At 34.4% G+C, this 21,971-nt stretch carries 23 protein-coding genes; 14 read left to right on the top strand and 9 right to left on the bottom strand.

The annotated features are described in order from the left end of the window. The first annotated feature begins 53 nt into the window (after nucleotides 1-53). The 10 genes from ACNQF9_RS12975 (at nucleotide 54) to ACNQF9_RS12930 (ending at nucleotide 7,448) form a co-directional block, all read left to right on the top strand. The gene (locus ACNQF9_RS12975; RefSeq protein ID WP_417961188.1) at nucleotides 54-1,193 is read left to right on the top strand and encodes an acyl-CoA dehydrogenase family protein; all 1,140 of its coding nucleotides are present in this window, start codon (nucleotides 54-56) and stop codon (nucleotides 1,191-1,193) included. A 97-nt stretch (nucleotides 1,194-1,290) separates the two neighbouring features. Further along, nucleotides 1,291-1,968: a Crp/Fnr family transcriptional regulator gene (locus tag ACNQF9_RS12970; RefSeq protein ID WP_417990340.1), complete on the top strand. Its 678-nt coding sequence runs from the start codon at nucleotides 1,291-1,293 to the stop codon at nucleotides 1,966-1,968. Between the two features lie 80 nt (nucleotides 1,969-2,048). Beyond that, nucleotides 2,049-2,648 carry a peroxiredoxin-like family protein gene (locus tag ACNQF9_RS12965; protein WP_417961184.1) on the top strand — a complete coding sequence of 200 codons (600 nt, stop codon included), beginning with the start codon at nucleotides 2,049-2,051 and terminating at the stop codon, nucleotides 2,646-2,648. Nucleotides 2,649-2,650: 2 nt separating this feature from the next. Then, nucleotides 2,651-3,124, top strand: coding sequence for a YHS domain-containing (seleno)protein (locus tag ACNQF9_RS12960; protein ID WP_417990339.1), 474 nt, complete (start codon nucleotides 2,651-2,653; stop codon nucleotides 3,122-3,124). Further along, nucleotides 3,121-3,501: a DoxX family protein gene (locus ACNQF9_RS12955; RefSeq protein ID WP_417961180.1), complete on the top strand. Its 381-nt coding sequence runs from the start codon at nucleotides 3,121-3,123 to the stop codon at nucleotides 3,499-3,501. The genes ACNQF9_RS12960 and ACNQF9_RS12955 overlap by 4 nt, the downstream gene beginning before the upstream one ends. Nucleotides 3,502-3,510: 9 nt before the next feature. Beyond that, nucleotides 3,511-3,999 (top strand): DinB family protein, encoded by a 489-nt coding sequence (locus ACNQF9_RS12950; RefSeq protein WP_417961178.1) that lies wholly within the window; start codon nucleotides 3,511-3,513, stop codon nucleotides 3,997-3,999. Then, nucleotides 3,987-4,697 carry an NRDE family protein gene (locus ACNQF9_RS12945; RefSeq protein WP_417990338.1) on the top strand — a complete coding sequence of 237 codons (711 nt, stop codon included), beginning with the start codon at nucleotides 3,987-3,989 and terminating at the stop codon, nucleotides 4,695-4,697. The genes ACNQF9_RS12950 and ACNQF9_RS12945 overlap by 13 nt, the downstream gene beginning before the upstream one ends. A 22-nt stretch (nucleotides 4,698-4,719) precedes the next feature. After that, nucleotides 4,720-5,769 carry an ATP-grasp domain-containing protein gene (locus tag ACNQF9_RS12940; protein ID WP_417990337.1) on the top strand — a complete coding sequence of 350 codons (1,050 nt, stop codon included), beginning with the start codon at nucleotides 4,720-4,722 and terminating at the stop codon, nucleotides 5,767-5,769. 4 nt (nucleotides 5,770-5,773) lie between these two features. Beyond that, on the top strand, nucleotides 5,774-6,427 hold the full coding sequence (locus tag ACNQF9_RS12935; RefSeq protein ID WP_417961172.1) for a hypothetical protein: 654 nt from the start codon (nucleotides 5,774-5,776) through the stop codon (nucleotides 6,425-6,427). A 40-nt stretch (nucleotides 6,428-6,467) separates the two neighbouring features. Next, on the top strand, nucleotides 6,468-7,448 hold the full coding sequence (locus tag ACNQF9_RS12930; protein ID WP_417961170.1) for a M28 family peptidase: 981 nt from the start codon (nucleotides 6,468-6,470) through the stop codon (nucleotides 7,446-7,448). 1 nt (nucleotide 7,449) lies between these two features. Here the strand turns inward: ACNQF9_RS12930 and ACNQF9_RS12925 are convergent, their stop codons facing one another. Further along, entirely contained in the window at nucleotides 7,450-8,019 is a 570-nt protein-coding gene (locus ACNQF9_RS12925; protein WP_417961168.1) for a GNAT family acetyltransferase, read from the bottom strand. Nucleotides 8,020-8,150: 131 nt separating this feature from the next. Here ACNQF9_RS12925 and ACNQF9_RS12920 point away from each other — a divergent pair, with 131 nt between their 5' ends. Continuing rightward, on the top strand, nucleotides 8,151-8,828 hold the full coding sequence (locus tag ACNQF9_RS12920; RefSeq protein ID WP_417961166.1) for an SDR family NAD(P)-dependent oxidoreductase: 678 nt from the start codon (nucleotides 8,151-8,153) through the stop codon (nucleotides 8,826-8,828). A gap of 12 nt (nucleotides 8,829-8,840) precedes the next feature. Beyond that, nucleotides 8,841-9,443, top strand: coding sequence for a SprT-like domain-containing protein (locus tag ACNQF9_RS12915; RefSeq protein WP_417961164.1), 603 nt, complete (start codon nucleotides 8,841-8,843; stop codon nucleotides 9,441-9,443). A gap of 3 nt (nucleotides 9,444-9,446) precedes the next feature. On the opposite strand, the gene ACNQF9_RS12910 is transcribed toward ACNQF9_RS12915, so the two are convergent. The 6 genes from ACNQF9_RS12910 to gcvP form a co-directional block, all read right to left on the bottom strand. Continuing rightward, nucleotides 9,447-10,208, bottom strand: coding sequence for an ABC transporter ATP-binding protein (locus tag ACNQF9_RS12910; protein WP_417961162.1), 762 nt, complete (start codon nucleotides 10,206-10,208; stop codon nucleotides 9,447-9,449). Further along, nucleotides 10,205-10,954: an MlaE family ABC transporter permease gene (locus ACNQF9_RS12905; RefSeq protein WP_417961160.1), complete on the bottom strand. Its 750-nt coding sequence runs from the start codon at nucleotides 10,952-10,954 to the stop codon at nucleotides 10,205-10,207. The genes ACNQF9_RS12910 and ACNQF9_RS12905 overlap by 4 nt, the downstream gene beginning before the upstream one ends. Before the next feature lie 79 nt (nucleotides 10,955-11,033). Next, nucleotides 11,034-11,882, bottom strand: a complete 849-nt coding sequence (locus tag ACNQF9_RS12900; RefSeq protein WP_417961158.1) for a glycosyltransferase family 2 protein — start codon at nucleotides 11,880-11,882, stop codon at nucleotides 11,034-11,036. Next, nucleotides 11,882-12,406, bottom strand: coding sequence for a class I SAM-dependent methyltransferase (locus ACNQF9_RS12895; RefSeq protein ID WP_417961156.1), 525 nt, complete (start codon nucleotides 12,404-12,406; stop codon nucleotides 11,882-11,884). Before ACNQF9_RS12895 ends, ACNQF9_RS12900 begins: the two co-directional genes overlap by 1 nt. Before the next feature lie 236 nt (nucleotides 12,407-12,642). After that, the gene (locus ACNQF9_RS12890; protein WP_417961154.1) at nucleotides 12,643-13,701 is read right to left on the bottom strand and encodes a 3-oxoacyl-ACP synthase III family protein; all 1,059 of its coding nucleotides are present in this window, start codon (nucleotides 13,699-13,701) and stop codon (nucleotides 12,643-12,645) included. Nucleotides 13,702-13,980: 279 nt separating this feature from the next. Continuing rightward, a complete protein-coding gene (gcvP, locus tag ACNQF9_RS12885; protein ID WP_417990336.1) occupies nucleotides 13,981-16,830 on the bottom strand; it encodes an aminomethyl-transferring glycine dehydrogenase in 2,850 nt (949 codons plus the stop codon). 145 nt (nucleotides 16,831-16,975) lie between these two features. Between gcvP and ACNQF9_RS12880 the strand changes: the two genes are divergently transcribed. Then, nucleotides 16,976-17,791, top strand: coding sequence for a hypothetical protein (locus tag ACNQF9_RS12880; RefSeq protein WP_417990335.1), 816 nt, complete (start codon nucleotides 16,976-16,978; stop codon nucleotides 17,789-17,791). A 429-nt stretch (nucleotides 17,792-18,220) separates the two neighbouring features. On the opposite strand, the gene ACNQF9_RS12875 is transcribed toward ACNQF9_RS12880, so the two are convergent. Together ACNQF9_RS12875 and ACNQF9_RS12870 are read right to left on the bottom strand one after the other, a co-directional pair. Further along, nucleotides 18,221-18,928: a YqjF family protein gene (locus ACNQF9_RS12875; RefSeq protein WP_417990334.1), complete on the bottom strand. Its 708-nt coding sequence runs from the start codon at nucleotides 18,926-18,928 to the stop codon at nucleotides 18,221-18,223. Between the two features lie 88 nt (nucleotides 18,929-19,016). Further along, on the bottom strand, nucleotides 19,017-21,044 hold the full coding sequence (locus ACNQF9_RS12870) for a M3 family metallopeptidase (RefSeq protein WP_417990333.1): 2,028 nt from the start codon (nucleotides 21,042-21,044) through the stop codon (nucleotides 19,017-19,019). A 224-nt stretch (nucleotides 21,045-21,268) separates the two neighbouring features. Here ACNQF9_RS12870 and ACNQF9_RS12865 point away from each other — a divergent pair, with 224 nt between their 5' ends. Then, on the top strand, nucleotides 21,269-21,940 hold the full coding sequence (locus ACNQF9_RS12865; RefSeq protein ID WP_417990332.1) for a hypothetical protein: 672 nt from the start codon (nucleotides 21,269-21,271) through the stop codon (nucleotides 21,938-21,940). The last annotated feature ends 31 nt before the right edge of the window (nucleotides 21,941-21,971 follow it).

Below are 21,971 nucleotides of genomic sequence, written 5' to 3'. Positions count from 1 at the left end.
TTAATAATTACTTTTGTCCTCAAATTTAAGAACATTTAATTTACTATAAAAATATGGATTTTAATCTAACCGAAGAGCACTTAATGATTCAACAGGCAGCACGTGATTTTGCAAATGCCGAATTGTTAGCAGGAGTTATTGAAAGAGATGAACATTCGAAGTTTCCAACTGAACAAGTGAAGATGATGGCCGAATTGGGTTTCATGGGGATGATGGTGGATCCAAAATATGGTGGATCAGGTTTAGATAGTATTTCGTATGTTTTAGCCATGACAGAAATTTCAAAAGTGGATGCATCTGCTGCGGTAATTATGTCAGTAAATAATTCATTAGTTTGTGCGGGGATTGAAAAATATTGTAATGAAGAACAAAAAATGAAGTATTTGGTTCCTCTTGCAAAAGGAGAGGTAATTGGTGCTTTTTGTTTATCAGAACCAGAAGCGGGTTCCGATGCAACTTCTCAAAAAACAACGGCTCTGGATAAAGGAGATCATTATTTATTGAATGGGACTAAAAACTGGATAACCAATGGTTCTTCGGCATCTACCTATATTATAATCGCTCAAACAGATATTGAAAAAGGACACAAAGGAATCAATGCTTTCATCGTTGAAAAAGGATGGGCTGGATTTGATATAGGCCCCAAAGAAAAGAAAATGGGAATTCGGGGTTCAGATACGCATTCATTAATGTTTACGGACGTTAAAGTTCCTAAAGAAAACCGAATTGGAGAAGATGGTTTTGGGTTTAATTTTGCGATGTCAGTTTTGAACGGCGGACGAATAGGTATCGCTTCTCAAGCATTAGGAATAGCAACCGGTGCGTATGAATTGGCGTTGAAATATTCTCAAGAAAGAAAAGCTTTTGGAAAAGAAATTTTTAAACACCAAGCGATCGCTTTTAAATTAGCAGATATGGCCACTCAAATTATGGCTGCAAAAATGCTAGTTCTCAAAGCAGCATCTGAAAAAGATGAAGGGAAAGATATCTCACAATCGGGTGCTATGGCTAAGTTATTTGCTTCACAAACGGCTATGGATACTACAATTGAAGCTGTTCAAATTCACGGTGGGAATGGATATGTGGCTGAATATCATGTAGAGCGTATGATGCGTGATGCTAAAATTACTCAAATTTATGAAGGAACTTCTGAAATACAAAGAATTGTAATTTCAAGAACATTGGTTTCATAAATATATTATATAATATTTTACAAACCCTTTCAAGTTCTGATTTGAAAGGGTTTTGTTTTTTTACTCGTTTTTTCAATACATTTACGAAAAGAATTTTATGTACGAGGATTTAAAATATTGGTATTTGCGCGATCACAAATTATTTAGGACGTTGAGTTTTGGACAAATAAGACAATTGTGCATTATTACTGGTTTTAAAAAAGCACAGAAAGGCGAAATTATCTATTTTTCTACGTCGGATTTGCCGAGAATTTTTCTTTTAAAAAAAGGGAATATAAAAATTGTTGCGGTCGATGAAGATGGAAATGAAACGATTAAAGACATTATTCAAAAAGGAGATTTGTTTGGAGAGTTAGCTTTAGATGTTGATAATCAATCTAATGAATATGCAAAAGTGCTATCCGATGATGTAGCTATTTGTAGTTTTTTGATGTCAGATTTTGAAGATTTATTGTTACGAAATCCAAGTCTGGCGTTGTCCTACACTAAGTTCGTAGGCTTAAAGATGAAACGCATTAAGAACAGTTATTCTAATTTGATTTCTAAAGACGCCAGAACCAGATTGTTTCAGTTCCTAAAAGATTGGGCTGAAAAAGAAGGCAAACAAGTAGCGAATAAAGTTGTAATTGAAAACTACTTAACCCAAAATGATATTGCACAAATTATCTGTACTTCGAGACAAACGGCAACACAATTGATCAATGAAATGGAAACGAATGGTACTATTATTTACAGCAGGAAAGAAATTGTCATACCGGATGTTAGTAAATTATAGTTATTTTAGTTAAACTGTAACATAGCCGACATATCATCTCGATATTACACAGTAGCTTTACAACTTAAAAATGTAACACCATGAAAAAAATAATTTATTTGGCTTTATTAGCTTTGGGAATATCAGTAAATGCTCAAAATAATTTGCCAAAATCAGCTTCAGAAATTGCACCATTACTTATTGGTGAAAAAATTCCGGATGTTATTTTAAAATCTGTTGAAAATAAAGAGGTGAATTTAACCGAATTAATTGCAAAAAAAAGAACCATTTTAGTTTTTTATCGTGGTGGTTGGTGCCCGTATTGTAACATTCATTTAGCTGCGCTGGCAGAAGCCGAAAAAGAATTATTAGATTTAGGATATCAAATTATTGCTATAAGTCCGGATGCTCCAAAAAGTCTGAAAGTAACAGATGATAAAGAGAAATTAAATTATTTGTTATTATCGGATAGTAAAGGCGAATTAGCCAGGGGTGTAGGAATTGCTTTTCAAGCACCAGAAAATTATAAGGCTGTCATAGCAAAAGGTTCTGAAGGTGCAAATAATTCTTTTTTACCTGTTCCTGCAGTGTTAATTTTAAATGTGAACGCTGAAATAGAGTTTGAACACATTACTCCAAATTATAAAAACAGGATATCAAACGAATTGTTAATTGCCGTGGCTAAATCTTTAAATAAGTAACAATGAAAAAAATGTTGTTGATTTTATTTCTATTAGTTACTTTTTCAGGCTTTTCGCAAAAGGACAATAAACGAGTGATTCATTTCAACCTTGAAAAAAACGAGGCTATTCAAGGATATGATCCTGTGGCTTATTTTAAACAGGGAAAAGCAGTTAAGGGAAAGAAAGATATATCAGTATTGTATGAAGGGGTGGTGTATTATTTTTCATTGCAAGTAAATAAAGAATACTTTTTGAAGAATCCTTCAAAATATGAGCCTCAATATGGGGGTTGGTGTGCGTTTGCAATGGGCGATTCTAATGAGAAGGTTCCCATAAATCCGGAGACCTTTAAAATCAGTAATGGAAAATTGTATTTGTTTTACAATGCTTATTTTAATAACACTTTGAAAAGTTGGAATAAAAATGAATCTGGATTGATGAGTAAAGCAGATGTTAACTGGAATAAAAGAGTTAAAGTAAAAGCAGTATCATGAAAACATTTTTGTTTTTCTGGATAATGAGACTCACAGTTGCGGTAATTTTAGTGCAAACGTTGTATTTCAAATTTACGGCTAGTGACGAATCCGTATTTATTTTTGCTGCTTTGGGAATTGAACCTTACGGAAGAATTGGTACCGGAATAGTGGAATTAATGACAGTGATTTTTATTTTAATACCAAGTACTAGGCTGTTTGGGGCTATATTGGGTTGCGGCGTTATGCTTGGTGCGATTTTTGCTCATTTGTTCGTCCTTGGTATTGCAGTGAAAAATGATGGTGGCACACTTTTTATTTTAGCACTAATTACCTTTCTTTGTTGTGTTACTTTAGTTTATAAAGATAAAACGAGAGTAATGAATTTCTTGAATTAAAACTTAAATATGCTACTACCTTCTATAAATAATAGTTTAAATGAATTAATTGATTTGCTGAATCAATTGTCGCAAAAAGAATATTCAAATTCTTGCGTAGAATTAAGTGATGCAACTATTGGAGAGCATACCAGACATATTATAGAGATGTTTCAGTGTTTAGAAAATCAATATGATTTAGGTATTGTAAATTATGATAAAAGAGAACGAAACATTCGAATTCAAACAGATACTGCTTTTGCTATTGAAAACATTGTAACGGTTCAACAGAATTTAGATAAAAAAAATAAAAGTATTGAATTGCTTCAAGTCATTGATGGAGAGGAAATTCGTATTGAAAGCAATTATTTCCGAGAATTACTCTATAATTTAGAACATTGTATTCATCATCAAGCGCTTATAAAAGTAGCTATTTTACAATGTGAAACAGTTACAATTGATCCTAATTTTGGAGTTGCCCGGTCTACAATAGAATATAGAAATCAATGTGCACAGTAAGTTTTGTAGCAACGAATGGTAAAATTATCATTACTTCCAATCGGGATGAAAAAACAATAAGGCCGAGTGCAATACCCCCTAAAAATTATACTGTAAACGGGAAAAATCTTATTTTCCCAAAGGACCCAAAAGCAGGAGGAACTTGGTTTGTAGCTAATGCAGACGGAACCATTTTGGTGCTGTTAAATGGAGCTGACGAAAAGCACGAAGTCAAACTTCCGTATCGAAAAAGCCGAGGTTTGATTGTCTTAGAGATGATCAGCAGTATTTCACCGAAGGATTTCTGGACAGAAATTGATTTGGAAAACATTGAACCTTTTACGTTAGTTTTATTTCAAAACAATGCTCTTTTTCAATTGCGATGGAACGGAAAAGAGAAAACAACAATATTATTAGACGTTCATCAAAACCATATTTGGTCATCATCAACGTTATATCCATCAGCGATTCGTGAAAAACGTGTAAACTGGTTTCATACTTTCATGGATGACAATTTTCAAGTTTCTGAATCAAAGATGTACGATTTTCATCGCTATACTGAAAAAGGAAATGATGAAAATGGTTTAGTGATCAATAGAAATGACGAGATGAAAACATTAAGTATTACTCAATCGGTAATTGAAAAAAATAAAGTAGCTATATTGCATTATGATTTGATTGCTCAACAGGAATATACTACTTCCTTTATTACTCTTTAATACGCACACATTGACCCTACTTATGACGAACAGGCGAATTAAACTATTTTATTATAAAATTACACATTGGGAATATTGGCCTTTCCAGATTGTTTATATTCCTATTTATTTTTTATGGTCCTATTATTCTATTAAAGCAAAGTCAATTTTCTTCTTCAATGCTTCTAATCCCACCATAAAAAATGGAGGATTTATGATGGAATCTAAAAAAGAAATTTACAATTTGATACCGCAACACTATTATCCAAAAACGGAATTAATAAAAGCGGGAACGGCTCTTGAAGATATTTTAGATAGTATTGACAAAGCAAAAATAAAATATCCTTTTATTGCAAAACCTGATGTTGGACTGCGAGGATCAGGAGTTAAGAAAATTAATACCGTGACCGATTTAAAAGGATATGTAAAAAAAGCTAATTTTAATTTTGTAGTCCAGGATTTAATTCCGTATCAGAATGAAGTTGGAATATTTTATGTTCGCTATCCGCATGAAAAAGCTGGTAGAATTACTGGAATTGTTTCTAAAGAATTTCTGATTATTACTGGAAACGGATTCTCGACTGTAGAAGAATTGATTAAAAAAAATCCTCGATACGAACTACAATTAAAAGTCTTGAAAGCGGAATACGGACATGAACTATTTAATATTCTTCCAAAAGGAGAAAAGTTGAATTTGGTGCCCTATGGAAACCATGCTCGCGGTGCAAAATTTATTGATGGAAGTCATTGGATAACGCCAAAATTGACACAAACAATTAACGAAATGTGTTTACAAATCCCAGGTTTCTACTTTGGGAGAATGGATGTCATGTACAATACCATGGAAGAATTGGAACACGGTTTGAATTTTTCAGTTGTGGAGTTGAATGGCGCTGCAAGTGAGCCAACACACATTTATGACCCCAAACACTCTTTGTTTTTTGCTTGGAAAGAACTAGCCCGTCACATAACTTATATGTATGAAATAAGTGTGGCAAATCATAAAAATGGAGTGCCATATTTACGGCATAAAGACGGTATGAAAGAATACAGAATGCATCTCGAACAAAGCAATAAAATTGTAAATTTTTAAGAAGATGAGGGCATTAAAGAATTTTTTTGTTGGTTTTTTAGTGAGTTTTGTCGGATCAATTCCGTTGGGGTATTTAAACGTTGTTGGTTTTGAAATTTATTCAAAACTAGGAATAAACTGTTTGATATTTTTTCTATTAGGAGTTCTATTTGTGGAAATGTTTGTGATTTATTTTACTTTAATTTTTGCAAAGCAATTGGTCAACAATAAAAAATTAATGAGGATTATTGATTTTTTTGCTGTTTTCTTTTTGTTGCTTTTAGGATATTCTTTTTATGCTAATTCTAATCTTACAATGGGGCAACAAGGTATTTTAGAGAAATACGCATTGTACTCTCCTTTCCTTATTGGTGTGATTTTGAATGGTATCAATTTTATTCAATTGCCATTTTGGACTGGTTGGAATCTCTATTTGATGAATGGGAATTATATTTCTATTGGAAATAATACAAAACAATATTATATTGCAGGGACTTTATTAGGTACATTTTTTGGGATGCTAACTTTGATTTTAATTTTAAACACGTTGTCTAGAAATACTACAAGCTTTTCAAAATATGTAATGCCGGTATTAATTCCCTGTTTTTTTGTGATTTTAGCTGTTGTTCAAATGGGTAAAGTTTACAAGAACTATTATCGGAATAAGCCAAAATTATAAATGTCTAATATATTTTTAAGCTAAATAAATCTCAATAATCATGAAAAAAATATTTTTATCTCTTTCTTTGATTGTCATTAGTTGTTTATCAACTTCAACAATCATTGCTCAAACAGCTAATGTAGCACCATTAAAAATCGGAACTGTAACATATAAGGTTAAAGAAAATGATGTTGCTGAAACATTGAAATATTTAGCTTCGGATGAGTTAGAAGGTAGAGAGACAGGAAAAGCAGGAATGGTTAAGGCCGCGGATTACTTGGAACAGTTTTTCAAAAATAACAATGTAAAGCCCTATTTTAAATCGTATCGGGATACGTTGTCAACTTTCAAAGAACCCGCTTTCAATATTGTAGGTTTTATTGAAGGGAATGATCCAATACTTAAAAATGAATTTATTATTCTAAGCGCTCATTACGATCATATTGGCTTGGATAAAAAAGGGGTGAGTGGTGACTTCATAAACAACGGCGCCAATGATGATGCATCAGGAACAACTGCAGTTGCTGAGATGGCGAAATATTTTAGTTTAACTGAAAATAACAAACGGAGCATTCTTTTCGTGTTTTTTGCCGGAGAGGAAAAAGGGTTGTTAGGGTCTAAACATTTGGCCAAAAAACTGAAAGCACAAGATTTTAAATTGTACGCCCAGCTCAATATTGAAATGATTGGTGTGCCAATGAAAAGAGAATATTTAGCATATATTACTGGTTTTGACAAATCCAATATGGCGGGTAAAATCAATCAATATACTGGGAAAAACACGATAGGTTTTCTTCCAAAAGAAGCTGAATATAAATTGTTTTACAGATCAGATAACTTCTCCTTTTATGATGTTTTTAAGGTGCCCTGCCAATCAGTGAGTACCTTTGATTTTGAAAATTTTGAATTTTACCATCATGTTTACGATGATTTCAAAGCGATGGATATTTCGCACATGACATCCTTTATTCAGGAATTATTACCTGCTGTAACACAAATGGCAAACACGCCAACACAAGAAATTACAATGGTTAAATAGTCTAAGGAACGGCCTGAGTCATGTCATAAGCCAAAATATAATAGTCATTAGAATTGAATTGAAAATCACCAATAATGATCCATTTTAGTTTTTCAGTATGAGCTTTCGCTGACGGAATATTAATTTTATTGATGAAAGTTAAGCCTAATGGATATTTGTGGATCATGTTCGTTCTCATAAACTCAAAAAGGGAGGATATTAATCCTTTTCCTCTATATTCTTTGTGAATGCAAATGGGACCATATTGAAAACTCTTGGTTGTGGTAATTTCAAAATCTAAGAAAGTTAAATCGGGAAACAAGGAGCTCATATAATTAAAAATGGGCCATTGTTTGAAAAAATCCCAACTTCCTGTAAAAATGTAAGCAATGATTTTATTGTTGTCTTTTGCAAGAAATAATTCATCTTTTTGAATAACTTGGGTTAGTTGTTCTGACGTAAATGGAGTAGTAACAAATCCGGATATTTTTTCTTCTTCTGATAAATTAATAACAAGATACAATTCCTGCAACGCTAACACTCCTTTAATATCAATTAAATTTGCGATTTCAAATTGTATGTTTTCTGTCATTTTCTGGTCATTTAACTTTTCATTTTCTGTGCCAAAAATAAGTAAAATTATTATATTGTTTGTTTTTAATATTACAAATAATCCTTAGTCTAAAGCATTTTTCCTTTATGATTTTTGTTTATTTTTGTTTCATGAAAAATATCATTATCACAGGAACGAGTCGAGGGATTGGATTTGAGTTGGCATTGCAATTTGCCGAAGCAGGACATCAAGTATTAGCCATTTCCAGAAAAATTCCACAAGCTTTATTGGGTAATAAAAACATTAGCTGTCTTTCAGTTGATCTATCAAATGAATCAGAATTAGACAAAGTCAGCGGTTTTCTTTCCAAGTCTTGGAAACAAATAGATGCCATCATTCATAACGCAGGCAGTTTATTGCTAAAACCTTTTTCTGAGACGACTCAGGAAGATTTTGAAAGTATCTATAAAGTAAATGTGTTTGGAGTTGCTAATTTAACCCGAATTTGTTTGCCTTATTTACAAAAAGGAAGTCACGTAGTAACGATAAGTTCTATGGGCGGAATTCAGGGAAGTTTGAAATTTGCTGGATTGGCGGCTTATAGTTCGAGTAAAGGAGCCGTGATTACGTTGTCAGAATTATTAGCAGAAGAATATAAGGAGCGTGGTATTTCGTTTAATGTTTTAGCTTTGGGTTCAGTCCAAACAGAAATGCTGGCAGAAGCTTTTCCGGGCTATCAAGCACCAATATCAGCAGGTGAAATGGCCAATTATATTTGTGATTTTACGTTGACTGGAAATAAATATTTCAACGGCAAAGTCTTGCAAGTTTCTTCTACCAATCCTTAACTCATAACTACTTTGAGCGAAACCTTATCCAGATACATCCCTGAACATGCGGTTAAACCGGTTTTTGAACTTATTGTTGCACATCATGTGCATCTTAAGATTGTTAACGAGCGGCAGACGCGTCATGGGGATTATCGAAAAGGATTGAGCGGAAAGCATGAAATCACAGTGAATTCAAATCTGAATAAATACAAGTTTTTGATTACGTTGATTCATGAAATTTCGCATTTGGTCGCTTTCGAAAAATTTGGAAGAAATATTAAGCCACATGGAAACGAATGGAAATATTCTTTTCAACGGCTTATGATTCCATACATCCGGCCAGAAATTTTTCCGAATCACTTGTTGCCGTTGTTAGCTCGACATTTCAAAAATCCAACCGCAAGTAGCGATACCGATGCAACTTTAGCATTAGCTTTGAAACAATTTGACCAGCAAAACGATAAGAATTATGTATTCGAAATTCCGTACGGTAGTGTTTTTCGAATCCAAAACGGAAAGATTTTCAAGAAAATAGCCGTCAGAACCAAGCGTTTTGAATGCCTTGAAATGAGTTCAGGGAAAACGTATTTATTTAATCCAAATGCAGAGGTAGAGCTGTTGAAATCAAGTTAGTCTTTACTCTTTCAGATACGCTTCTCGTACTTTTTTGAATAAATTAGAAGAATACACAAAAGCGACTACTGCTTCATTGTCAGTTCTGAAAATTTCATCTTTACTTCCTTCCCAAGCTTTTAAACCATCTTTTAAGAATAAAATCTTCTCTCCTATCTCCATCACTGAATTCATATCATGTGTATTTATTACGGTCGTGATATTGTATTCTTCTGTGATCTCTTTAATAAGATTATCGATTAATATGGCCGTATTAGGATCTAAGCCAGAATTCGGTTCATCACAAAACAAGTATTTTGGATTGTTTACAATTGCGCGGGCAATAGCGACCCTTTTTTGCATTCCTCCTGAAATTTCTGAAGGTAGTTTTTTATGTGCATCTGTAAGGTTTACTCTTTTTAACACGAAATCTACACGTTGCTGGATTTTTGAATTATTGTCTTTAGTGAACATTTTTAAAGGGAAACCCACGTTCTCGGCAACAGTCATTGAATCAAACAGTGCGCTTCCTTGAAAAACCATTCCTATTTCAGTTCGCAAATCGCGTTTTTCATCCGGATTTAATTCAGAATAAATTCGCCCGTCAAAGGAGATTGTTCCAGACTCAGGAGTATGAATTCCTAAAAGACTTTTAAGTAAAACGGTTTTTCCAGATCCGCTTTGACCAATAATTAAATTTGTTTTTCCGGTTTCAAAAACCGTCGAGATGCCTTTAAGAATTTTGATACCACCGAATGATTTTTCTACGTTTTTTACTTCTATCATGATCCTAGTAACAACTGTGTTAATATATAATTGAAAAGTATTATCGAAACTGATGTCCATACAAAGGACACCGTACTGGCTTTACCCACCTCAAGCGCGCCACCTTTCATGTAATATCCGTGAAAAGAAGGGATAGTTGCTAATAACATGGCGAAAATCAATGTTTTTATAAAAGCATACACTATGTGAAACGGAATGAAATCCATTTGAGTGCCATTGATAAATTCCGCGCTAGAGATAAAACCGCCGTAAACGCCAGCCATCCAGCCACCTAAAACTCCCAGAAACATTGCAATACCAATCAGGAATGGGTATAATAACAAAGCAATTATTTTTGGAAAAACCAGGTAATTTAAGGAATTAACGCCCATTACTTCCAGCGCATCTATTTGTTCTGTCACCCTCATTGTGCCTATACTTGACGTGATAAAAGAGCCCATTTTTCCAGCCATAATCACAGAAATGAAAGTGGGAGCAAATTCTAGTATTACTGATTGTCGTGTGGCGAAACCAATAAGATATTTTGGAATTAAAGGGTTTGTCAGGTTAAGTGCGGTTTGAATGGCTACAACACCTCCAACAAAGAAGGAAATGAACGCCACAATACCTAGAGAGCTAATAACTAAATCATCAATTTCTTTGAAAATTAGTTTTTTCATTACAGACCATTTTGTCTGTTTGTTGAAAATTTCTTTTAGCATTAAAAAGTATCTTCCAATTTGCGTGATATAGCGAATGAGCATCATAGTTTTGTGAATAAGGGCTAAATTACAAAAATAGTTATCAGTTATGCCTTTTGACTCCGCAGTTTTTTGATTATCGGAGCTAAAAAAGCTTTTTTTTCATTTTCTTTAAACGGTATTGACGAATGAATTTTGCTTGTTCGGTGTTTACTAATAAAGGAATATTAGCAGCTTTAGCCTTCCAAAAACCCTTGATGTAATCTATGAAAAGTAACGGTTTTTTTTTCATCATTGCCAGTTTTGCCGAAGCTATTGTGGTAATTAAAAGTCCGTATCCTAAAGTATAAAAAGCCTCTCCTTGTTTGTAACGGGCTGTTTTGTTGTAATTTGCTCCAGTGGGTTTCAAATGTTTTACGATTAATGAAGCATCAGTAACGACCTTCCATCCATAAAATTTTGAGAGTAATTCATCAAGGGTATCCCAACCCATAGCTGGTTTTAAATTGCCTATTTGTTGGAAACATGCTTTTCTGTATGCTTTAAATGCACCCCGAATATGGTCTTTGTCGGTTAAGTTTTCTAGAATCCATTCGCCGTTTTTTTCGATATAGGCAAACCCACCGGCCATGCCTATCATAGGATCTCTCTCAAAGAGACTTAGAATAGTTTCGAAATAATTGTGAGGTAGAATTAAGTCAGCATCTAATTTTACAATAACATCATACTCTTCATCTAGTGTTTCGAAGCCTTTATGAAATGCTTGAATCACTTTGCTTCCTGGCAGATGTATCGCGCTAGAAGTTTTGTTTACTAAAGAGATAAAAGGATTATCTTTAGCGAAAGCTATTACTATCTGGGCCGTTTTGTCTGTTGAATTATCATTAACGACAACTACTTTTTTAGGTTGAACAGTTTGCGAAATTAAGGATTGTAAAGTCAAAGCAATAAAGGCTTCTTCGTTGTGAGCGGGAATGACAATGTAATACTCCATTATTTTATTTTTTCAGCGTAAACGATGTAGTATCTTGGGGTAAATTTTCTAAGTAAAGGTCGAATACCAAATTTCCTTACGGGATTGGTCCATTTTTGTTTGTCTATTATTTCCCAACCCGTTTTTTCTAAAAGCCAATCAAGTTGCCAATCTTCAAATTCATGATAATGCCTGTCCCACATATCGGTTTTGCTGCGGTATGCAGGTGAAAACCACAACCGTAGTGGAATGGATATGAAAAGTTTATCTGATTTTATTTCGCTTAAAATGGTATAAGGATTTAATAAATGTTCAAAAATCTCGAAAGCGGTTACTATATCTTTTTTCTCATTTAAAAATACGGATTGGTCTTTGTCTAAATCTTCACCAGTTGTGTTAGTAACGGTAAATCCTTCTGATTTCATGATTTTAGTGAAAGGATTTTCAACACCTAAATCTAATATGGTTTCTGAAGTTGAGATGTGTTTTTTTAAAAATTCTAGGGTATGTTTGAATCTTTTATTGGGAAACGTTTTTTCGTACATGTTTTTTTGATTTTACCACAAGGGACCAAGGCACAAATATAGTGATAAATGTTTTTTTGTTCCTTGTTTTTTAGCCCGGAAGGAAGTGGAACTAGTGGAGCTTCAAAAAAGTTGTTTTTCAAGGTGAAAAAAGCGACCAAAAGAAGCTTTCTGGCACCTTGAAGAACAAGTTTTGTAATGAGGAATTGTTATGAACAGCCTTATTTAGCTATTGATTGCTTAATTCCTTGAATTGATTAATACCGGTATACAAAAGCGTTTATATTCATTCCTGCTCCAACCGAAGCGAAAATCATAACATCTCCTTTGTGTATCTCTTGATTCTCGATTTGACCACGGACTAATAAATCAAAAAGGGTAGGCACGGTTGCTACGCTGCTGTTTCCCAACTCATGAATACTCATAGGCATAATGTCTTTAGGGACAGATCTGTCATATAACTTGTAGAAACGGTGAATTATCGCTTCGTCCATTTTCTCGTTGGCTTGATGTATAAGAATTTTTTTGACATCGTCAATGCCCAGTCCGCTTTTGTCTAAACAGCTTTTCATAGCAGCAGGAACTTGATTTAATGCGAATTCATATATTTTGCGCCCGTACATTTTTATGTAGCGTGTGTCAGGATCTAAATCAGGGTTGTAGGATTTTCCAAAGAATAAATAGTTGGCTTCGTCATTGGCATATGTTGCACTTTCATAGGATAATAATCCTGTTTCATCGTTTGAAGCTTCAATAATAGAAGCACCAGCACCATCCGAATAGATCATGGAATCTCTGTCATGCGCATCAACTACTCTTGAAAGTGTTTCGGAACCAATCACTAGACATTTTTTTGCCATACCTGATTTAATGAAAGCATTGGCTTGAAGAACACCTTCTATCCATCCTGGACATCCAAAAAGAATATCGTAGGCTACACATTTAGGGTTTTTTATTTGTAGTTTGTTTTTAACTCGTGTTGCTAAGCTTGGTAGCATATCTGATTGAGTTGTTCCGTACTTCACATCACCAAAGTTATGAGCGAAAATGATATAATCAATTGTTTCCGGATCGATTCCAGCATTATTTATTGCTTTTTGAGAGGCAAAAAAAGCCAAGTCAGAGGAGGTTAAATGGTCTTCTGCGTAGCGCCTGTGTTCGATACCGGTAATGCTTTTAAATTTTGTAATGACTACTTCGTTTGGATACCCAAAGGCGGTGCCATCTTCATTTAAAAAAACATGTGAGCCAAAATCAGTATTGCTAATTTTTTTTTCAGGAATATAACTTCCTATTCCAGTTATTTTTATTTTCATTGCGTTAATTTCCAAATTTGGGGCTAATTTAAACATTATAAAATTACTACACTCACAATATTTACTATGCATGCATATAATTGTGGAATAGTAGTTTATTGGCAAAAATATTGATTATTTCTATATAAATTTAAAGTTTTGTTATGAATTTTATTTCATAATTATTGAAATAAGAAATAAAAAATATTGATTTTATATTTTTTGATTAAAACTTTCTATAGGTATCTTTTTTTTATTGTAAAAAAAATGTCCCGATTTCTCGAGACATTTTGGAGTGATTTAACTTTCCATGTAAGCTTCAATAGGAGCACAGGAACAGACTAAGTTTCTGTCGCCATAGGCTTCATCTGCTCTGCGAACGGTGGGCCAGAATTTATTTTCAGCAATGTATTCTAAAGGAAAGGCAGCTTGTTCACGAGTGTATGGGAAATTCCAACCATCTGCAGTGACCATCATCAACGTATGCGGAGCATTTTTCAATACATTATTTGGATTGTCTAAAGTGGCAGTTTCAATTTCTTTTCGGATCGCTATCATAGCGTCACAAAAACGATCTAACTCTTCTAGGTTTTCACTTTCTGTAGGTTCAATCATTAGAGTTCCTGCTACTGGGAACGAAACGGTAGGAGCATGAAATCCATAATCCATCAAACGTTTTGCAATATCAGTTACTTCAATCCCTTTTTCTTTAAATGGACGGCATTCTAAGATCATTTCGTGTGCAGCACGTCCCATTTCTCCGGAATATAACGTATCGAAATGACCGCTTAGTTTCTCCTTAATGTAGTTGGCGTTTAAAATTGCATATTCAGTGGATTTTTTCACACCTTCAGCACCAAGCATACAGATGTAGCCATAGGATATCAAGCAAACTAATGCAGATCCCCATGGTGCAGCAGAAATAGCTGTTATGGCAGTTGTACCTCCAGTTTGGATTACAGGATTAGTAGGTAAAAATGGTACTAATTGTGGTGCAACACATATTGGTCCTACACCTGGTCCACCACCTCCATGAGGAATAGCAAATGTTTTATGTAAGTTCAAGTGACAAACATCTGCACCAATAGTTGCCGGATTTGTTAGTCCAACTTGTGCATTCATATTTGCACCATCCATATATACTTGCCCGCCGTTATCGTGAATCAATTGTGTGATTTCTTTAATCGCACTTTCAAAAACGCCATGCGTTGAAGGGTATGTTACCATCAAACAAGAAAGATTGTCTTTGTGTAAAATAGCTTTTTCACGTAAATCGTCCACGTCAATATTTCCATTTTCTAATGTTTTAGTAACCACAACTTTCATTCCAGCCATTGCTGCTGAAGCTGGATTTGTTCCGTGAGCCGATGATGGAATTAACGCAATGTTTCTGTGGTGGTCTCCTCTTGAATGGTGGTACGCACGAATAACCATTAATCCTGCATATTCTCCTTGTGCTCCAGAATTAGGTTGTAATGTTGTTCCTGCAAAGCCTGTAATAACATTTAATTGTTGTTCTAATTTAGCCAACATTTCTTGGTATCCTTGCGCTTGATCTAATGGGGCAAACGGGTGAATGTTGTTCCATTGCGGCATACTCAAAGGTAGCATTTCTGAAGCGGCGTTTAGTTTCATCGTACAGGATCCAAGAGAGATCATTGAGTGATTCAAAGCCAAATCTTTTCGTTCTAACATTTTGATGTAACGCATCAATGCGGTTTCTGAATGGTACTTATTGAAAACATCATGTTGCAAGAATGGTGATGTTCTGTTTAAGTGTTCCGGGAAATGGTTGGTTTCTGATAAACTTTCAATGGTGTTTACGGGAGTACCATTTGCAGAAGCGAAAACAGCAATAATTTTATTTAAATCGGTAATACTTGTTGTTTCGTTTATAGAAATTGAAATCGTATTGTCATCAATATAATAAAAGTTAATTTCGTTTTCTTCAGCAATCGCTTTTACTTTTTTGGCATCAGCCTTTACTACAATAGTGTCAAAGAAAGCCGTGTTCGTTTGTTGCAAACCTGATTTTTCTAATGCGTTTGCCAATGTAACTGCCGAAGCATGTACTTTATTAGCGATATATTGTAATCCCTTTGGTCCGTGATACACACTGTACATTCCAGCCATAACTGACAACAATACTTGTGCAGTACAGATATTTGAAGTGGCTTTGTCCCGTTTAATGTGTTGCTCACGGGTTTGTAACGCCATGCGCAAGGCACGGTTTCCGTCTGTATCAACAGTAACACCGATGATTCTTCCCGGCATGCTTCTTTTGTATTCGTCTTTTGTAGCAAAATAAGCAGCGTGTGGACCGCCATAACCTAACGGAATTCCAAAACGTTGTGTCGTTCCAAGAACAACTGCAGCGCCCATTTCTCCAGGAGGAGTCAGTTTTACTAAACTCATAATATCAGCTGCGACAGCTACTTTTATTTCGTTTTCAGCTGCTTTCGCAATAAATGCGGCATAATCATGAACTTGTCCAAATTTCCCCGGATATTGAAGTATTGCTCCATAATATTCCGAAGAAAAATCGAATTCTTCATGGTTTCCAATTACTAATTCAACTCCAATTGGTGTAGAACGTGTTTGTAAAACAGATAATGTTTGGGGTAATATTTCTTCGGAAACGAAGAATTTATTGGTGTTGTTTTTCTTTTGATCCCGGGAGCGTACATCAAAAAGTAATGCCATTGCTTCAGCCGCAGCAGTTCCTTCGTCTAATAAGGATGCGTTAGCAATTTCCATTCCGGTTAATTCGATAACCATCGTTTGAAAATTCAAAATCGCTTCTAACCGACCTTGCGCAATTTCGGCTTGATACGGTGTGTAGGCAGTGTACCATCCCGGGTTTTCAAATACATTTCTTTGGATAACCGCAGGGATAATGGCCGCATTATACCCTAGGCCAATATACGATTGAAAAACTTTATTTTTATTTCCTAATTTTTGGATGTGATTTGCAAACTCATATTCCGTCATTGCAGGTTCTAAATCTAAATCAGATTTTAAACGAATGTCACTTGGAATAGTTTCATCAATCAATTGATCCAGCGATCCAGCGCCAATTGTCTTCAACATGTGTTCTAAATCATCTTCTCTTGGGCCAATGTGTCTTAATGCAAATGCGTCTGTTTTCATTGTATATAAAATGGGTTGTGTGTTTCTTGTTTTGAGGCTGTAAAATTAAATATTAATATGCTATTAATTGCCTTTTTTAACTTGATTTTCTGTGAATTTTTCAACTAAAAGCCTTTCTTATTAACACTTTGATTAATTTTGTCTAATGAAGTTTTTTAAGCTAATATTCAATTTTTATATAAATAGCAGTATTCACGTGGGTTTGTCTTGTTATGCCTTAGTGAGAATGACACACTACATGTTCCACATTCCTTATGAGGGATCTATAGCAAGCTTTGCGTTTTTTGGGACCATTGTAGGCTATAATTTTGTGAAATATGATGCTTTAGCACGAGCACAAAAGACACAAATGCGGAAAGAACTGATGGCGATTTCTTTATTAAGTTGTTGCTCTCTTATTTTGGTTGGCTATTATTTTTTTCTGCTCGAGCGAATAACTCAAAGTCTAGCAGTGGTTTTTTTGAGTATTACGATGCTGTATACACTTCCCTTTTTTCCCAACAGGAGAAACGCCAGAAATTGGGCCGGTGTAAAAATTTATATTGTGGCTTCGTGTTGGGTAGGAGTGACTTTGGTATTACCACTCTTAAATGCGGGTATTCCTCTTACTTCCGACTTCTATTTGAAATGCATGCAACGCTTTCTCTTGATTTTTATTTTGGTACTAATTTTTGAAATCATTGATTTTGCAGAAGACGACCCACATTTGCAAACCGTGCCACAGCAAATAGGAGTAAAGCGAACAAAAATAGTAGGGTTATTACTTTTGCTGCCATTTTATTTTTTAGAGTTTTTCAAAAGCAATTTTGATAAAAAGCAATTGATTGTCAACTTGATTTTAGTGATTATTATTTCTTTATTTCTGCTTTTTGCCAATAAAAAAAGGACAAAATATTACACCTCTTTTTGGGTAGAAAGCATTCCGATAATTTGGTGGATACTACTTCTTGCTTTAAGATGAAGCTTTCCAAATTATATTTCCTTCAAGAATAAAAGGAATCAGGTGATTTTTGGAAACAAAAATAATAATAAACCAAAGATGTCGTAAGGTAGTTTATAATGAATTTTTATCGTTCATAACGATTTATTACTTTTTTGTATAAAACAAATGGTTGTTTCTTAATGGATTGAATTTTGCTTACTCTATTTAATCTGCAAAATAAATAGACTGTTCATTATAGTTATATGGTTTTTGAGCGTCTGATAAAAATCAAATATTTTCCATGTCATGTTCTCGTTTTATTATAAGTGACCAATCCCTTTGTTGTTCTTTCAATTGCAATTGTAGTGCTTATAGATTGTTGCTGTTCGCTAACCTTTCATGATACATCAAAAACGGTTTGTAGCGGAGCATTTATTTGTATCCGTATTTTTTTTTCGGGTCATTAAATTATATTTTTCTTTTGTCTTCGATGGTTATTTTTGAGCCAACAGCCAGAAAGACGGAGGTAGGTTCTAAATCTTTAATAAAAGCAAATTCTTTACCGTAAACCCCTTCAAAATCAATTACTGATTTGTTCTTGATGACTTCATATTGTTGCCATCTGGGATGCGTAACTTGGTATTCAAAAGTTTCGTTTTTATTGATTTTGGTGTACCCAAAATAATGTTCTGTGATAAATTCTGCTTCAGAATTCGGTTCAATTGCTATGGGTTTTTTATTGGTTTCTACATGAATAGTGTTCCAGTTGTTATTTACTTTCCATTGGTAAATAAATTTGCGAGAATGTTCTAGTACTTCAAGCGTATGTTTCATCGGTAAGGTCTGGTAATGTTCGTTGTAGAACTTATTTGCAATGAACGAAATAGCGTATTTAGGGACAATTTCACTAATAAAAACAGCGCCTCTTTTCCACACTCCATTTTCAAAACGCCTTACGTAAAACCGAAGATTAACTTCCTCGAAATCAGAATGAAATGGAATTTTCATTCCTAAAACACGTACTTTTTCGAAAAGGAATCCAATAAAGCTGACATAACATTTGCCATTCCAGTAATCTATTTCGGTTCCTTTTGGAACATGTTTTTCTAAAATTTCAGGATTGACTTCATAATTAATCATGGCTAAATTATTCCATTCGGCTTTTAAAAAACTCATCGTTGTTTTGGGTTTTAACTTGTGTGAAATATTAAAAGTGTATTGCAAACCAAGAGGGGTTACACTTCTGGTTTGCAATACTTGTGTTTTAAACCAATCCGGCTCTTTTTAATAGCGCTTCTGGTTTGGGTTCTTGTCCTCTAAAGCGTTTGTATAAAATCATTGGATGTTCCGTACCACCTTTAGAAAGTACATTTTCTTTAAATTTGGTAGCCACTTCTTTATTAAAAATTCCTTTTTCCTGAAAATATTCAAAAGCATCAGCATCCAGTACTTCTGCCCATTTGTAGCTGTAATATCCAGAAGAATAACCACCTTGAAAGATATGGGAAAAGGAAGTGCTCATCGCATTCTCTTTTACTTCTGGATACAATTGTGTAGCTGCAAATTGTTCTGTTTCAAAAGCTTTGATGTCTTTGATATTGGAAGGATCTTGTGCATGCCAGCCCATATCTAACAACCCAAAACTCAATTGGCGCATTGTTGCCATGCCTTCTTGAAAACTAGCACTTTCTTTAATTTTATGAACCAATTCCATCGGAATCATTTCGCCAGTTTCATAATGATACGCAAATAAAGCGAGTGCTTCCGGTTCGTAACACCAGTTTTCGAGAATCTGACTTGGTAATTCTACGAAATCCCAATAGACAGAAGTTCCTGAGAGACTTGGATATGTTGTATTGGCTAATATTCCATGTAACGCATGCCCAAATTCATGGAATAAAGTTGTTACTTCGTTGAAAGTTAATAGCGATGGTTTTGTTTCGGTGGGTTTTGTGAAATTGCACACAATAGAAATATGCGGTCTTTCGTTGCTCTCTTTTTTGATGTATTGCGATTTAAATGACGTCATCCAAGCACCGTTGCGTTTGCCTTTTCTTGGAAAGAAATCAGTATAAAACACAGCGACAAGTTGGTTCTCTTCGTCTTTAACTGCGTATGTTTTTACTTCTTCATGGTATTTGTCCACTTCGAAAATTTCTTCGAAAGTGATTCCATATAATTTTTGGGCTACTGCAAAAGCACCGTCTAAGACTTTTTCCAATTGAAAATACGGTTTTAATATTTCATCGTCCAAATTGAATAATTGTTGCTTCAATTTCTCCGAGTAATAGGCGCCATCCCATTTTTCCAGTTGTTCAATACCGTCTAGCGCTGTAGCGAAAGCAGTTAATTGCGCAAATTCTTTTAAAGCTGCTGGTTTGGCTTTCTCCAATAAATCATTCGAAAATGTTTTTACTCTTTCCGGACTTTCTGCCATTCTTTCTTCGAGAACAAAATGAGCGTGTGTAGCATAACCCAAAACCTGCGCTCTTTCAAAACGCAATTGGGCAATTTTAAGCACAATTTGCTGATTGTCAAATTCATTGTTTTGAAAACCTTTGGCGCCAAAAGCAATGGCCATTTTTTGACGCAATTCCCGATTGTCAGCATAGGTAACAAAGGGAACATAACTGGGATAATCCAGCGTGAAAATCCAACCTTCTTTTTCTTGGCTTTTGGCCAAAGAGCGAGCGGCTTCGATTGTACCTTCCGGTAAACCGGCTAAATCCGATTCATTGGTAATGTGTAATTGATAGGCTTGCGTTTCGGCCAAAACATTTTCGCCAAACTGCAAACTCAATTGCGATAATTCTTTGTCAATTTCTCGCAATTGATTTTTTTTGTCTTCTGGCAAATTGGCTCCGTTTCTGGAGAAGCTTTTGTATTTTTTATCCAAAAGCGTGGTTTGCTCTGGATTTAAATTTAGTTTTTCTCGTTGCTCATAAACCGTTTTTACTCGGGCGAATAAATCAGGGTTAAGGCGCACATCATTTCCAAATTCAGATAATAATGGAGAAACTTCCTGAGCTATTTTTTGAATCTCATCATTCGTTTCCGCTGAATTCAAGTTGAAAAATATACTGGAGATTCTGTCCAAAACATCACCGCTGAAAGCCAATGCTTCAATCGTGTTTTCAAAAGTTGGTTTTATAGGGTTTCGTACAATAGCTTCAATTTCAGCTTTTGCTAATTCGATTCCTTTTTGAAAAGCAGGAAGAAAATCTTCGTTTTTAATTTTCGAAAAAGGCGCTGTGTTATAGGGAGTATTGAAATGGTGGGTTAGGATGCTCATTTGTGTTTTTTAGTAAAAAGAATTCAGTGTTTAAAGATATCAAAGGTACGGATTTAATAAAAAAATGTGTTAGTCTAATTAATTGATTTGGTAAAAAATAGCACATTCAATACTGTTATTTAAATGTTATTTATTTCTTCTCACCGGAATAAAGTCTTAAATTGTAAAAAAAGATTGGTTTTTGAAGAAACGAATTAAAAACACACCGTAAAATTAAATAAAAGATGAACTACCAAATTACAATAAATAGGGCGACTACTGTAGATGAAATTGAAGGATACTGGACTGACGAAGATTACATAAAGTTATTGGAGAAATTCGATTACCCAGATGCTTCAGATGCTGATACAGCTAGTTTAAGAGAGTTGTTGTTTATGGCAATTTCTGATTTCGAGCCTAAAGATGCTGCTGCAATCGTATTAGAATATAAATTATCCGAAGATTTGAATGAAGGTCAGATTCAGCAAATTTCGAACGATATGCTTTTAGACAAAGTATGTGAAGAATATCCTGAAATAGGATTACATTCCACTTTATTCCATATTAATCAATTGCTTTTTAAAGCTTACAATGGTAAATTTCCCAATGCAAAAGCTACTATTATTGAATGTAGTTTTACACCAATAGCAGGAGAAAATGAAAACGAATTGACTAAAGAAAATATTTTAAAATTATTAAATAACGGATTGTCGGACAGTACTCTTATCAAAAGATTGTTTGATCTTCCTATGAAGGAAAACGTACCTTTCCCGGAAGCAGAGGATATTCTTTGGGACGCAGAGACTAAAGATAGGTTGAATTATACGCTTACAACCTCTGAATACTGGTTGAGTAAAGATGATATTATTGCTTCAGAATTTGAAGGAGTTCTGGAGATTGTAGTTGAAGCGGAATAAATTAGTGCAAGATTTAAAGTAATAAAAAAAG

It is taken from the genome of Flavobacterium amylolyticum (assembly GCF_048284335.1).
In the GTDB taxonomy this organism is placed as follows: Bacteria; Bacteroidota; Bacteroidia; order Flavobacteriales; family Flavobacteriaceae; genus Flavobacterium.
The sequence above is the reverse complement of the archived record's forward strand: the minus strand, read 5'-3'. Positions and strand labels throughout refer to the sequence as shown.